14 protein-coding genes are annotated in these 13,058 nt (G+C 62.5%); 6 read left to right on the top strand and 8 right to left on the bottom strand.

Features of this window, described 5'->3' with window-relative positions; all coding sequences use genetic code 11:
* Positions 1–18: 18 nt before the first annotated feature.
* Together K0S66_RS01500 and aspS are read right to left on the bottom strand one after the other, a co-directional pair.
* Positions 19–498 (bottom strand): DUF892 family protein, encoded by a 480-nt coding sequence (locus tag K0S66_RS01500; protein WP_301073303.1) that lies wholly within the window; start codon positions 496–498, stop codon positions 19–21.
* Between the two features lie 34 nt (positions 499–532).
* Positions 533–2,350, bottom strand: a complete 1,818-nt coding sequence (gene aspS, locus K0S66_RS01495; protein ID WP_301073302.1) for an aspartate--tRNA ligase — start codon at positions 2,348–2,350, stop codon at positions 533–535.
* Between the two features lie 98 nt (positions 2,351–2,448).
* Between aspS and rnd the strand changes: the two genes are divergently transcribed.
* Both rnd and K0S66_RS01485 read left to right on the top strand, forming a co-directional pair.
* Positions 2,449–3,624, top strand: coding sequence for a ribonuclease D (gene rnd, locus K0S66_RS01490; RefSeq protein ID WP_301073301.1), 1,176 nt, complete (start codon positions 2,449–2,451; stop codon positions 3,622–3,624).
* Entirely contained in the window at positions 3,621–3,902 is a 282-nt protein-coding gene (locus K0S66_RS01485) for an I78 family peptidase inhibitor (protein WP_301073300.1), read from the top strand. The genes rnd and K0S66_RS01485 overlap by 4 nt, the downstream gene beginning before the upstream one ends.
* 2 nt (positions 3,903–3,904) lie before the next feature.
* Here the strand turns inward: K0S66_RS01485 and K0S66_RS01480 are convergent, their stop codons facing one another.
* From K0S66_RS01480 to K0S66_RS01465, 4 genes are read right to left on the bottom strand one after another with little or no spacing between them, the layout of a single operon-like run.
* The gene (locus K0S66_RS01480; RefSeq protein ID WP_301073299.1) at positions 3,905–5,380 is read right to left on the bottom strand and encodes a Ppx/GppA family phosphatase; all 1,476 of its coding nucleotides are present in this window, start codon (positions 5,378–5,380) and stop codon (positions 3,905–3,907) included.
* Between the two features lie 3 nt (positions 5,381–5,383).
* The gene (locus tag K0S66_RS01475) at positions 5,384–7,549 is read right to left on the bottom strand and encodes an RNA degradosome polyphosphate kinase (protein WP_301073298.1); all 2,166 of its coding nucleotides are present in this window, start codon (positions 7,547–7,549) and stop codon (positions 5,384–5,386) included.
* The gene (locus K0S66_RS01470) at positions 7,549–8,166 is read right to left on the bottom strand and encodes a DnaA/Hda family protein (RefSeq protein WP_301073297.1); all 618 of its coding nucleotides are present in this window, start codon (positions 8,164–8,166) and stop codon (positions 7,549–7,551) included. The genes K0S66_RS01475 and K0S66_RS01470 overlap by 1 nt, the downstream gene beginning before the upstream one ends.
* Before the next feature lie 28 nt (positions 8,167–8,194).
* A complete protein-coding gene (locus tag K0S66_RS01465; RefSeq protein WP_301073350.1) occupies positions 8,195–9,427 on the bottom strand; it encodes a heavy-metal-associated domain-containing protein in 1,233 nt (410 codons plus the stop codon).
* Positions 9,428–9,491: 64 nt separating this feature from the next.
* Between K0S66_RS01465 and purM the strand changes: the two genes are divergently transcribed.
* The 4 genes from purM to K0S66_RS01445 are packed head-to-tail and all read left to right on the top strand — an operon-like array spanning position 9,492 to position 12,101.
* Positions 9,492–10,583, top strand: a complete 1,092-nt coding sequence (purM, locus tag K0S66_RS01460) for a phosphoribosylformylglycinamidine cyclo-ligase (protein WP_301073296.1) — start codon at positions 9,492–9,494, stop codon at positions 10,581–10,583.
* Positions 10,584–10,624: 41 nt separating this feature from the next.
* Positions 10,625–11,137, top strand: a complete 513-nt coding sequence (gene purN / locus K0S66_RS01455) for a phosphoribosylglycinamide formyltransferase (RefSeq protein WP_301073294.1) — start codon at positions 10,625–10,627, stop codon at positions 11,135–11,137.
* Positions 11,122–11,505, top strand: a complete 384-nt coding sequence (locus tag K0S66_RS01450) for an MmcQ/YjbR family DNA-binding protein (protein WP_301073293.1) — start codon at positions 11,122–11,124, stop codon at positions 11,503–11,505. The genes purN and K0S66_RS01450 overlap by 16 nt, the downstream gene beginning before the upstream one ends.
* A complete protein-coding gene (locus tag K0S66_RS01445; protein WP_301073292.1) occupies positions 11,502–12,101 on the top strand; it encodes a hypothetical protein in 600 nt (199 codons plus the stop codon). Before K0S66_RS01450 ends, K0S66_RS01445 begins: the two co-directional genes overlap by 4 nt.
* Here K0S66_RS01445 and K0S66_RS01440 read toward each other — a convergent pair.
* Positions 12,083–12,607 (bottom strand): GNAT family N-acetyltransferase, encoded by a 525-nt coding sequence (locus tag K0S66_RS01440; protein ID WP_301073291.1) that lies wholly within the window; start codon positions 12,605–12,607, stop codon positions 12,083–12,085. The two genes, K0S66_RS01445 and K0S66_RS01440, sit on opposite strands and share 19 nt — an antisense overlap.
* 4 nt (positions 12,608–12,611) lie before the next feature.
* A complete protein-coding gene (gene ndk, locus K0S66_RS01435) occupies positions 12,612–13,034 on the bottom strand; it encodes a nucleoside-diphosphate kinase (protein ID WP_301073290.1) in 423 nt (140 codons plus the stop codon).
* Positions 13,035–13,058 lie beyond the last annotated feature (24 nt).

Below are 13,058 nucleotides of genomic sequence, written 5' to 3'. Positions count from 1 at the left end.
AACCTACGTCTCTGGCGACTAAACCACCGGTATATGGCCGCCAATCGTCCCCAGAAGCCGTGCGAGCCGCGCCTCGGCCGCGCGGTCTTCCGCATGGTTCGCGGCTAGCGCAGGGAGCATGGCAGGCGCCTCGCTGCCTGCCAGTACCATCGCCGTCTCGATCGACACGATTTCGGCTGCCTTGGCTTTGCGGAGCGCCCCGATCAGTGCGGTATCGAGCAGCGGCCCGCGCTGGTGGCTCTGCGCGTCGCGGTAGGCATCGTTCAGGATGCCGCTCATCCAAAGGTTTTCCGGCGCACCGTCTAGCGTCGCCATCTCGTCCAAGCGCGCAGCATGTCGCTTGGCGTTGAAGCGGTCGCGCTCGATCACTTCCTGCAACCCCGGGTCGCTTGCAGCATCGGCCAGCGGCTCCAGCCGCTTCACCAGCAATTGCTTGCCGGCGCGCAGATCCTGAAGGGCGACGTGAAGAAGCGCGGCACGCGAAGCGGTAAGCGACATAGACCTCTAGCGCTCACCGCGGCGCGCGGTTCCCTCATTCGGCGCTTGGCGTGGCCAACTTGTCCTTTGCTGCTTCCGCCGTCACACGGATATTCAGCTCGCGCAGCTGTTTGGCGGTGGCGAAGTTCGGCGCCCCCATCATCAGGTCTTCCGCCTTCTGCGTCATCGGGAAAACGATGACTTCGCGGATGTTCGGCTCATCCGCCAGCAGCATGACGATGCGGTCGATCCCAGGGGCAGACCCGCCGTGCGGCGGCGCGCCATATTTGAACGCGTTGATCATGCCGGCAAAGTTAGTGTCGACATCGGCCTGGGTGTAACCCGCGATCTCGAACGCCTTGTACATGATCTCCGGCCGGTGGTTCCGGATCGCACCCGACGACAACTCGATACCGTTGCAGACGATGTCATACTGGTAGGCGAGGATATCCAGCGGGTCCTTGGTCTCCAGCGCCTCCATCTCGCCCTGCGGCATGCTGAAGGGGTTATGGCTGAAGTCGATCTTCTTCGCCTCTTCGTCATACTCGAACATCGGGAAGTCGACGATCCAGCAGAATTCGAAGCGGTTCTTGTCGATAAGGTCCAGCTGCTCGGCAATGCGCGTGCGTGCCAGCCCGGCGAGCTTCGCCGCCTGAGCTTCCTTGCCAGCCGCGAAGAACACACCGTCGTCGGGTCCAAGGCCCAGCGCCTCAGCCAGTTCGCGCATGCCGATGTCGCCGTGGTTCTTCGCGATCGGGCCACCGAACTCACCACCCTTGCGAGTCGCATAACCCAGCCCCGCGAAGCCTTCGGACTGCGCCCAGGCGTTCATGTCGTCGAAGAACTTGCGGCTCTTGTCCGCCGTCTTCGGTGCCGGGATCGCCCGCACGACGTCGCCCGCTTCGACGATCGAAGCGAAGCGCCCGAAGCCGGAACCCGAGAAGAAACCACTGACGTCCGAGATGATCAGCGGGTTGCGCAGATCGGGCTTGTCGTTGCCGTATTTCAGCATCGATTCCCGGTAGGGGATGCGCTTGAACGGCAGCGGGCTGACCGTGCGGCCCTTGCCCTGCCAGTTCGCGAATTCCTCGAACACGCCGTGCAGAACTGGCTCGATCGCCGCAAAAACATCGTCCTGCGTGACGTAGCTCATCTCGAAATCGAGCTGGTAGAACTCGCCGGGCGAGCGATCTGCGCGTGCGTCCTCGTCACGGAAGCACGGTGCGATCTGGAAATAACGGTCGAAGCCAGCGACCATCAGCAGCTGCTTGAACATCTGCGGCGCCTGCGGGAGCGCGTAGAACTTGCCGGGGTGGACGCGGCTCGGGACGAGATAATCGCGCGCCCCTTCCGGCGACGACGCAGTCAGGATCGGCGTCTGGAACTCGGTGAAGCCCTGATCCACCATGCGGCTGCGGATCGACGCGATCACGCTGGAGCGCAGCATGATATTGGCGTGCAGCTTCTCGCGGCGCAGGTCGAGGAAGCGATAACGCAGGCGGATATCTTCCGGATATTCCTGCTCACCAGCCACCGGCATTGGCAGTTCCTGCGCGTGGCTCTGCACGGTGATGCCGCGTGCGAACACCTCAATCGCGCCGGTCGCAAGGTTGGGATTGATCGTCGCGTCCGACCGCGCCTTCACCACGCCGTCGATCGTGATGACCGACTCGACCCGCAACGCTTCCAGCGTCGAAAGCGCCGGAGAGTCGCTGTCTGCCACGATCTGGGTGATGCCATAATGATCGCGCAGATCGACGAACAGGACGCCGCCGTGATCTCGCTTCCGGTGAACCCAACCGGACAGACGGACTTCGGCGCCGACATCGTTGGCGTTGAGCTGGGCGCAAGTGTGCGAGCGATAGGCGTGCATGGCCGCAATCTCTGAAATAGCTTGTTTGGAGGTCCGCGCCCCTCCCCTTCCAACCTCTCTTTGTCAACCCGCTCGCACGCGTCTATGGGGCGGCACTTATGCATGTTCACCCGCTAATTACCGACAGCGCCACTCTCGCCAATCTGTGCGCGCGCCTTGCCGATGCTCCCTTCGTGTGCGTCGATACAGAGTTCATGCGAGAGAATACCTATTGGCCGGAGCTCTGCCTGATCCAGATCGCTGACACAGAGGAAGCGGCCGCCATCGACCCCAAGGCGCCGGGCCTCGACATGCAGCCGCTGCTGGATCTGCTGGTCAACAATGAGGATGTGCTGAAGGTATTCCATGCCGGTGGTCAGGATATCGAAATCATCTACAACCTGACCGGCAAGACGCCGCACCCCATGTTCGATACCCAGGTCGCGGCCATGGCGCTCGGACAGGGTGAACAGATCGGCTATTCCAACCTCGTCGACAGCTGGCTCGGCATTCAGATCGACAAGGGCGCGCGCTTCACGGATTGGTCGCGACGGCCGCTGGATCAGCGACAGGTTGATTACGCCATCGGCGACGTGACCCATCTCTCCAAGATTTTCCCGCGCATGCTGGAACGGCTTAAGAAAACCGGGCGCGGTGCGTGGTTGGACCAGGAGATGGAGCGCATCTCCGACCCGGCGAACTATGCCAACGACCCCGATCTGGCATGGAAGCGGGTTCGCATCTCTGGCCGCCGCGCAGATGTGCTCGGCCGGCTGAAGGCGATCGCACGCTGGCGCGAAGTGGAAGCGCGGGCAAAGGATCTGCCCCGCGGTCGTATCATAAAGGATGAAACGCTGGCTGATCTGGCCGGTCATCCGCCAAAGCGTCAGGCTGATCTGGCAAAGGTACGCGGCCTGTCCGCCACCTGGGCCAGCAACGATATCGGGAAGCGCCTGATGGGGGCGATAGAGGCCGCTGAGCCGCTGCCCGCCGACGAGATGCCGGCGCGTGAGGATCGCAAACCTGGCTTGGGACGCGAGGGATCGCTGGTCGCCGACCTGCTGAAGCTGTTGCTGAAAATCCGCGCTCGCGACATCGATGTCGCTCCGCGCCTGCTGGCGCGCAGCGAGGAGCTCGAGGCGCTCGCCGCCGGCGTTCGTACCGATCTGGCGATTCTCCACGGCTGGCGATTCGATCAGTTCGGGCGCGACGCGCTGGATCTTGTCGAGGGCCGTCTTGGTTTTGCTGTGCTTGGGGGCAAGCTCAAGATGACGCGAACGGAGAATGAGGCATGAAGGCGATCTTGGCAGCAGCCGTTCTGCTTTCCGGGTGCGCGACCGCGACATCGGGATCCTCGGGCGGCGATGGCGCGATGATGTGCAACGCGAACGCAGCTGAGCGGTTCGTAGGGCTACCCCTCAAGGGCAACGAGGAGGCGGCACAGCGCGCCGCTGGCGCCCAAGTCATCCGCGCCTATGTGACTGGCGACGCACTTACGATGGACTACCGCTCCGACCGGCTGAACATCGAAACCGATCCCAACGGGAAGATCGTCGCGGTCTCCTGCAGCTGAGATCAGGCTTGCGTCAGCGCTTCGTCTGACGACCGGCTTGCGACCGGCAGCCGGAGCGCCGCGCCCAACCCCTTGAGCCGCTTTTCCACCGCTTCGCCACTCAGCGCGCGGTCCTCGCCCCGCCAGACCAGTTCCACAATGCCGTCGCGGCGACGAATACTGCTTCGCTTGAGTGGGCCGGCTACACCGCCGGATAGCCGCTGCGCCAAACGTATCGCGAGGCCCCAGCAGGTTGCACGGTGCAGCTCCTGCTCGCTCGCCAGCGCCCGCAACGGATCGGGGAAAGGCGGCTGCTCGCCCAGGCTGGCCGCCAGCGCTGCTGCCATCAGCGCGCGTCCCCGGCTGTCAACGGCTACCCAGTTTCCATGCAGCGCCGTCTCGATGCCTAGCGCCACGCGAAACTCGGGGTTCGCGCGCCAGCTCGTATCGGCCAGCAGGCAGGCAGCGTGCCGCAACCGCGCATCCTCGGCCGGCTCGCCATCGAACAATGGCGCGATCCAGCTGTTCAGAAGGTCGCCGTGCTCGGGGAACCGTCCGCGATGCTTCCCCTCGTCACGCGCTGCCACGATCAGCGGGTCCATCTGCTGCTCCCGCGCGGTCAGACGCTGATACAGCAGCCCTTCCCGCAACCCGAACGCTGATACGACGGTCTCGCGCGATCCGATCACCGGCAGCAGCGCGTCCAGCAGATCTGTTGCCGCACTCAGCGTCGGCACGCGGCCACCAGAAAGGTGCGGCACGCTCTTCAGCCAGTTCTTCTCGAATGTCGGCAGTTTTCGTCGTAGTAGAGAAATTCGCGCTCGAGACATGACATAGCCGTGCAGGATCGGCAGCGGGTAGCCGCGGTCGCGGATATCCACCCGCGCGAGCGACCGCCACGACCCTCCCACCAGATAGAATGGCTTGCCCGACCCAACGCCAGACCAGCCCGCCGCATTCAGGATGTCGGTGACACGCTGGTCGAAATTGTCTTTCGCCCGCAGATCCGCGAGCCGCAATACGCCCAGCGGGAAGGATGCGTGTTCGCTGACCCTGCCGTCACATACCCGCACCAATTCCAGGCTACCCCCGCCTAGATCCCCTACGATGCCGTCGGCATGCGGTATGGCCGAAAGAAGGCCGTAACCGGCCGCCTTCGCTTCTTCCGCTCCCGACAGCAGTTCAACGGACAGGCCGTTCTTCTCCGCCAGCGCAATCAATTCTGCCCCGTTGGCGGCGTCGCGCACTGCTGCGGTGGCGACCGTGCGCACCTCATCACAGTCCATCTCGCGCGCCAGTGCCGCAAAGCGTGACAAGGCCGTGCCGGCCAGCGCCATCGCCTGCTCGTCGATCGCACCTGTTCGGGACAGGCTCTTTCCCAGCCCCGCCAGTACCTTCTCGTTGAACAGCACCGCCGGCAAACGCCGCGGTCCCTGGTAGACGACGAGACGGATCGAGTTGGATCCGATGTCGATGATCGCGGTGCGAGCTTCCTTCACCCGTCAGCCCCGTAGCGAGAGCTTCGGTACCTCGCCACCCTCCGCGAGTGCCGCGCCGCGACCGGAGAGCGACGGGTTGGTCATGAAATAGCGGTGTAGATTGAATGGCTTGTCGCCCGGACTTGTCCGCTTGTAGCTGCTGTCGCCATACAGTTCCCAGCTCTGCTCGGTGTCGATAAGATTCGCCACCATGACCTGATCAAGTACCTGATCGTGAACCGTTCCGCTCTCCAGCGGCAGCATATACTCAACTCGCCGATCGAAGTTTCGAGGCATCCAGTCGGCGGATGAAATATAAACATGGGCTTCGTCGTTGGGCAGAGCCTGGCCGTTCCCAAACACGGCAATTCGACTGTGCTCAAGAAACCGACCGATGATGGATTTGACCCGGATATTCTCCGACAGACCCGCAACACGGGGACGCAGGCAGCAGATACCGCGGACGACCAAGTCGATCTGAACTCCGGCCCCGCTGGCTTCGTAGAGCTTCTCGATGATCGCAGGATCGACGAGGCTGTTCATCTTTGCCCAGATTGTCGCAGGCCGTTGCGCTCGGGCATGTGCGATCTCGGCGTCAATCTCCTCGATCAGCCGGGCGCGCAGCGATCGGGGTGACAGGACGACACGCTCCATGTCTTCTGGCTCGACGTAGCCGGTGATGTAATTGAATAGCCGCGCCGCATCACGACCGATCGCAGGATCGGCGGTGAAGAAGCTGAGATCAGTATATATCTTCGCCGTAACGGGATGGTAGTTTCCGGTGCCAAAGTGGCAGTAAGATCGGAACTGCCCCGCCTCTCGCCGAACGACCATCGAAACCTTCGCATGGGTCTTCCAGTCGATGAAGCCGTAGACGACTTGAACACCCGCACGCTCCAGCGCCGACGCCCAAAGAAGGTTCTGCTCCTCGTCAAAGCGAGCCTTCAACTCCACGACGGCCGTGACCGACTTTCCGGCTTCTGCTGCCTGGATCAGTGCATTGATGACCGCGGACTGCTTGCCGGCGCGGTACAGGGTCTGCTTGATCGCTACCACATCGGGATCGTTCGCGGCTTGCTTCAGAAATGCGAGCACTACATCAAACGTCTCATACGGATGATGGACGATGATGTCCTTGGCACTGATGGCGGCGAAACAATCACCGCCAAACTCTCGAATTCGCTCGGGAAACCGGGGCGTGAACGGCACGAACTTGAGGTCCGGCCGATCCTCCTCAACGATCTTGCCCAGGTCACCTATGCCCAGGAAGGAACCAGAGTCGGTGACCAGTGCCTGCTCCCCCAACTCCTCCTTCAGGACCTTGGAGAGCGAGTCGGGCATGCCCGTTTCCAGTTCCAGCCGAATGACGCGACCACGACGCCGGCGTTTGATCGCATTGGCGAAGTAGCGAACGAGGTCCTCCGCTTCCTCTTCGATCTCGATATCGCTGTCGCGCAGCACGCGAAACTCAGCGGCACCGTCGACCCGATACCCCGGAAACAGCATGGTCGAGAACCGCTTAAGCATCGATTCGACCGCTATGTAGCGAGCAGGTTCGCCCGGAAGCCGAACGAATCGCGCCATGCCATTCGGGACGATGACCAACTCACGGATGGGTTCGTTGTCCGACAGACGAACGAGGTCGAACATCACTCCCAGCCCCGCGTTTGGGATGAACGGAAAGGGATGTGCGGGATCTAGCGCTTGCGGCGTAATGACCGGAAAAATCTGTTCCCGAAAATGCGTCTCGAGCCAGAGAATGTCCTCGGCTGCCAAACGATCATCCAGATGGCGCGACGACAAAACCTGTATTCCGCTGTCAGCCAGTGCATGCCGGATGTCACGCCAGACGCTTTGCTGGCTGGCGAGTAGTGCGTCCGCTTCAGCGGTAATCGCGCTAAGCTGCTGAGACGGGGTCAAACCGTCTGCCGATCGCGCCTCCACCTCGAGCAGTTGCTGCCCTTTCAGGCCGGCAACTCGAACCATGAAGAACTCATCGAGATTGGACCCGGAGATCGAGAGGAAGCGCAACCGTTCCAGAAGGGGGTGCGCTGCATTGCACGCTTCTTCCAACACCCGACGATTGAAGGCGAGCCACGAGAGTTCGCGATTGAAATATCGCTCGTTGTCGCGCTCTTCGAACGGATCATCATCCGAATCGAGACGGGCTTGGCGAAGGGTTCGGGTCATCACGGCTCCGGCGTTGTGGGGATCAACGCCGCTGCCAACAGCGTCTCCCGTGCCAAGGGAATGGACAGTCGCTTGCGGCGTTCCATTACCTCCTGATCAAGCGCATCAACCGTGCGCATGACAGCCACGTGACTCCGTTCAATCCGTATAACCAACCAATCCAGCACTTCCGCCCGCGCATCTATGCCGCGACGGGTGAATTCCCGCTCCAGCAATGCGCGCAGCAACGCATCGTCTGGAGGACCGATGATGGCGAGTGGCGTGGCCGCCAGTCGCGAGCGTAGGTCCGGCAGCGCCACTTCCCAGGCGGGAGGAGCAGCGTCGCTCACCAGCAGGAGCGGGCGACGTAGCGCCTGAGCATCGTTCCAGGCGTGGAAGAGCTCATCCTCGTCCCGCAACGGCGCGTCATCGATGATCGTGCCGCCGCTCTTGGCAGCGAATATCCTTGCGAGGAGACTGCGGCCAGATTTCCGCGGCCCGACCAACAATGACGCCATTACGGGCCACATCGCCCAATGGTCTAGCGCGCTGACCGCCCGCGCGTTCGATTCGGTGACAAGAAACTCCTCATCCCGCGGGTCAGCGGGCCAGGCAAGCGGCAGCGCGATTTGGCTCATCGTGCGACCGGGAGCGGTCGCATCCGCATCATCCGGCGGTCGCATTGTCGGGCAAAAGGTCTTGCGGCAGCAAACGTGGGGCACGGCGGATGCGGATAGTCGATCCCGACCCGAACACCTGCCATCCGCGCGCCTCAAGTGCCGCCTTCAGCGCCTCTGGCGGCCCCACATACGCAATGGTCATCACTGACACGCCGCCAAGTGCCAAGCTGCTCGTGGTTGCGCCAGAAACCCCAGGCACGCCGCGCATGGCCGCCTCCGTCGCGGTCACCGCTGCCACATTGGGTGTGTCAAACTGAACTGAAACCGTCGCAGTGGGGAGAACGGGCGCGTCCGTCACGACAGTTTCACCTGCCTCGTCATCATCCTGCGGCACATCCTCAGGCGGAACGTAAGACAGTCCCGGGTCGCTGCGCAGAAGGCCGGCACGCAGCGCCTGCTGGTAGATGTCGTCGATCCGCTTCACGCCAGCGTCGAGCAACGCGGGCACGCCCCCGACGCTGCTGACCCGCAAGGTAAACTGTGAAAGCAGCCGATTGTCAGGCCCCTGCCGCGCTTGAAATACGCCGACAACTGGGCCGCCAGGCCACTGGCGGTAGAGCTTCACGGTCGGGATCAGCACATCCGAGCCGCCATATTGATTCAGCACCGCACGCCACCACCCTCGGGCCGGACGCTGCGTCTGACCGAAGTTCAGCAAGAGAGGGTCGGGACCACTTCCGGTCGGCCGGATGTAATCGATTGCGCTGCCGCCGGTGCGATATCGCGCCCATGCTTCCTGCCAGAGGGTTCGCTGCTCAAATCCCGTGGCGACGCCGCCGGACCAAACGATGGGGATGACGACCATCGGCGGCGAGCGCATAACGTAATTAGAAATGCCAAGGATGGCGCCCGCGCGGTTTCGGTCGAAGAGCACGCCAAGCCGGGCCACGTAGCGCTTTGGACCAATCTGCTCATTTTCGACGACGATGCCACTGACCACCGAATCGAGCGCGGAATCGGATAGACCAGCGTTTCCTGCCCCCAGGCGCTTCGTGAGTTGGGCCCACGCCTTTCGCTGAGCAACGCGCCACCCGCCAAGCCGCGCGGCGTCAGCATCCTTGGCCGCCACATCAACGCGGATACCCGAAACTTCATAGTCGCGTGAGCTGTCCACTGGCGCCACGCCTCTGCCGCCGCCCTCGATCTGGGCGACACCAACCCCTGCCCCGAGGGCGAGCGCCACGGCAGCAGGAACGAGGAACAATGGCTTCAGACGCATAATCACGCGTCTTTTGGCGAAGGAGGCGTGGAAATCCAAGCGCGTTGTGGCTAGGCGGCTGAACATGAGCGATAGCGGGTACACATACGAGCAGGCTGGCGTGTCGATTGCCGCCGGCAACGCACTGGTCCGGGCGATAGCGCCCTTGGCACGCGCAACACGCCGCCCCGGAGCGGACGCGGACCTCGGCGGCTTCGGCGGCTTCTTCGATTTGAAGGCCGCCGGCTTCGTCGATCCGCTGCTTGTCGCTGCCAATGATGGCGTCGGAACCAAGCTAAAGCTAGCGATCGATTACAACCGCCACTCGGGCGTCGGCATCGATCTTGTGGCGATGTGCGTGAACGATCTGATCGTCCAGGGTGCTGAACCGCTGTTCTTTCTGGATTACTATGCGTCCGGCAAGTTGGACTCGCAGGTGGCCGAGCAAGTGATCGCATCGATCGCAGAGGGATGTCAGCTCGCGGGTTGTGCCCTGATCGGCGGTGAGACTGCCGAGATGCCCGGGATGTATGCGGAAGGAGATTATGACCTCGCAGGCTTTTGCGTAGGCGCAGTAGAACGGGAGCACGTGCTCACCGGCAGCGAGATCACGGATGGCGATGTTATTCTAGGTCTCGCGTCCTCCGGGGTGCACTCGAACGGCTTCTCGCTCGTGCGCAGGCTGGCCGCCGACAAGGGTTGGAAACTTGATCGCCCTGCTCTCTTTGATCCCGAAGTCCTCCTGATCGACGCATTGATGGCGCCGACGCGAATTTACGTCCGGAGTTTGCTTCCTCTGCTTCGCGAACAACGCGTGAAGGGGCTGGCTCACATCACGGGCGGAGGGCTGCTGGAGAATATTCCGCGTGTTTTACCAAAAGGCATGCGCGCAGAAGTGAACGCGGATGCGTGGCCGCAATCCCGATTGATGGCTTTCCTCCAGGCTCAGGGCACGATCGAGCCCGAGGAAATGGCCCGCACATTCAACTGCGGTATCGGAATGGTGGTCGTTGCCGCCGCCGACGCAGCAGAAGGGGTGATGGCTGACCTGAGGGCCGCTGGGGAGGAAGTCTTCCAGATCGGCCGTATCATAGAGGGTGCGCGCGGTTGCACCGTCGCAGGCTCGACTGACACCTGGAGCGCCCGCTCACCCTGGCGGGCGAGCCACGACGCGTGACAGCCAAGGTGGGCGTCCTGATCTCCGGCAGGGGATCAAACATGCGATCGCTAGTTGCGGGCGGGACGGACGCGTACAAGGTTGTCGTCGTCGCGTCCGATCGGCCCCATGCCGAAGGACTGATCTGGGCGCGGGAACAGGGCATCCCGACCTTTGCCTTGTCACCGAAGGATGTTGGCAAGCAGGCCTATGAAGCCGCGCTGGATGCCGCCCTTCGTGAGGCAGGCGCCGAGTACATCGCCCTGGCGGGCTATATGCGCTTGCTGTCCGATGACTTTGTTCGCCGCTGGCGTGATCGAGTGATCAATATCCACCCCTCCCTGCTACCAAAGTACAAGGGTCTTGATACCCACGCGCGCGCCATCGCCGCGGGTGATCGGGAGGCGGGATGCTCGGTTCATGTCGTGACAGAGGAGCTGGATGGCGGCGAGGTTCTAGGTCAGACAATTGTACCGATTGAGCCCGGCGACACTCCCGAGCTTCTGTCAACACGGGTGCTTGCTGCGGAGCATCGTCTCTATCCGCGCGTTCTCGCAGAATGGCTGACACGGTAACCCATTCCGACAACGCGCTCGCCAAAGTGCGGGAGATCGCGCTTGCTCTACCGGGATCCGGTGAGCGGCTCTCACACGGCTCGCCGGGATTTCACATCGTCGGCGGCAAGTTCTTCGCCTACTTCTGGCATGATCACCACCACGATGGTGAGACTGTCGTCATCGTGAAAACCAGCGGCCTCGACGAACAAGAAGCGCTGATCGAAGCAAAGCCCGATCTGTATTTCAAACCAGCATATCTCGGTCCTTCCGGTTGGGTCGCGCTTCGGCTTGGCGGGGACACTGACTGGGAGCTCGTGGCCGACAGAGTCGCGCAGAGCTGGGAGATGGTGGCTCCTCGTCGTCTGCTGGAAATGGGGGGGCGGTGAGCGAGTCTGCTGATCAGGCCGCCACCCGCCGCCGCTGGATCTCGCTTGCGGAGATCGTCGCCGTATCCGGCCTTCTGATCGGTGCGCTGACTCTTTGGATGAACTGGAGCGACAAGCGCAGCTCCGCAGAGGAAAAGGCAGCGGCTCGTAGTGCTGCGAGTGCTGCAGAGGCCCGGTTCGCACCACGCGTGTCGCTCGCCGGCGACGGTCGCGAGGTGCAACTGAGCGATCCGCGGCATGATCTGCTGGAGACGACCATCACCTTCCCCTCTCAGCTAGGTCTCGACCAGCAGAGTCCCGCGACGGCAAGGATCGAGAAGAAGTGGTTCGCAGATGCCGTGCTGAAGGCAACCGACGGGGGCTCAGATGAATTGGAAGGCCGTTTGCCCGTGCTCGTGACAGCCCATTATCGTTCAGGTGACGGGATAAAGAGCGGCAGAGTGATCGTTGAGATCGTGTGGCGAACGGAGGGGCAACTGCTGCGAGGCCGCAGCCTGTCGCTTGAAACGGCTCGTATCCGCGAGATCGGTGGAAGCACAGAGGCCATCAATGATTTGTGGGCCGCAGAGATCAAGCGTCAGAGCGAACGCGCGTAGATCACATCATCATACCAACCAGCGCCAACATTGAAGCGGCGTGCTCCGGCAAGTTGAAAGCCCTCACGTTCGTAGAACGCGCGTGCGCGAGCGTTGCGACCGAGAACACCAAGCAATAGCCGCCGCCCGCCGAGGGCGCGGGCGTCTTCGAGTGCTGCTGCCATAAGCGAGTGTCCGAGCCCGGTGCTGCGTGTGATCGACAGCGCATAGATGCGGCGCAGCTCGACATCACCTGGGAGCGCCGGGACCGGAAGGTCGGGCATAGTAACCAAAGAGTACCCCACAGGCGCCATCCCTTCGGGATGTTCCGCGACCGTGACCACGCTGGAGCGATCCTCTGCCCAGAAAGCGAACTTCGCGGGAGAGCTGTTCCGCTGGCAATGTACGACGATATCTGCACCCGGCAAAATACCGGCGAATGTCTCCAGAAAGCTGGCGCCCGCAACCATCGCCACAGCCTGCGCGTCGGCAGCAGTGGCATGCCTGAGCCGCCAGTTCCCGGTCATCAGATCAGCCGACGATCTCTTCCGGCTTGAAGAAATAGGCTATCTCGATCGCCGCATTCTCATCCGAGTCGGAGCCGTGAACCGAATTGGCTTCGATCGACTCGGCAAGCTCCTTGCGGATCGTGCCCGGCGCCGCGTCCTTCGGGTTGGTCGCGCCCATAATGTCGCGGTTGCGCTGAACCGCATTCTCACCTTCGAGAACCTGAACCACAACGGGCCCAGAAATCATGAAAGACACCAGGTCGTTGAAGAACGGGCGCTCCTTGTGGACCGCGTAGAAGCCTTCGGCCTGTTCCTTGGTCATCTGGATTCGCTTGGAAGCTACGACACGCAGGCCAGCCTCCTCCAGCATCTTGGTGACGGCGCCGGTCAGGTTGCGACGGGTGGCGTCCGGCTTGATGATCGAAAACGTACGATTGGCGGCCATGATGGTCGCTCCTGTGCTTGAAGA

The organism is Sphingomonas sp. (genome assembly GCF_029239295.1).
In the GTDB taxonomy this organism is placed as follows: domain Bacteria; phylum Pseudomonadota; class Alphaproteobacteria; order Sphingomonadales; family Sphingomonadaceae; genus Sphingomonas.
The sequence above is the reverse complement of the archived record's forward strand: the minus strand, read 5'-3'. Positions and strand labels throughout refer to the sequence as shown.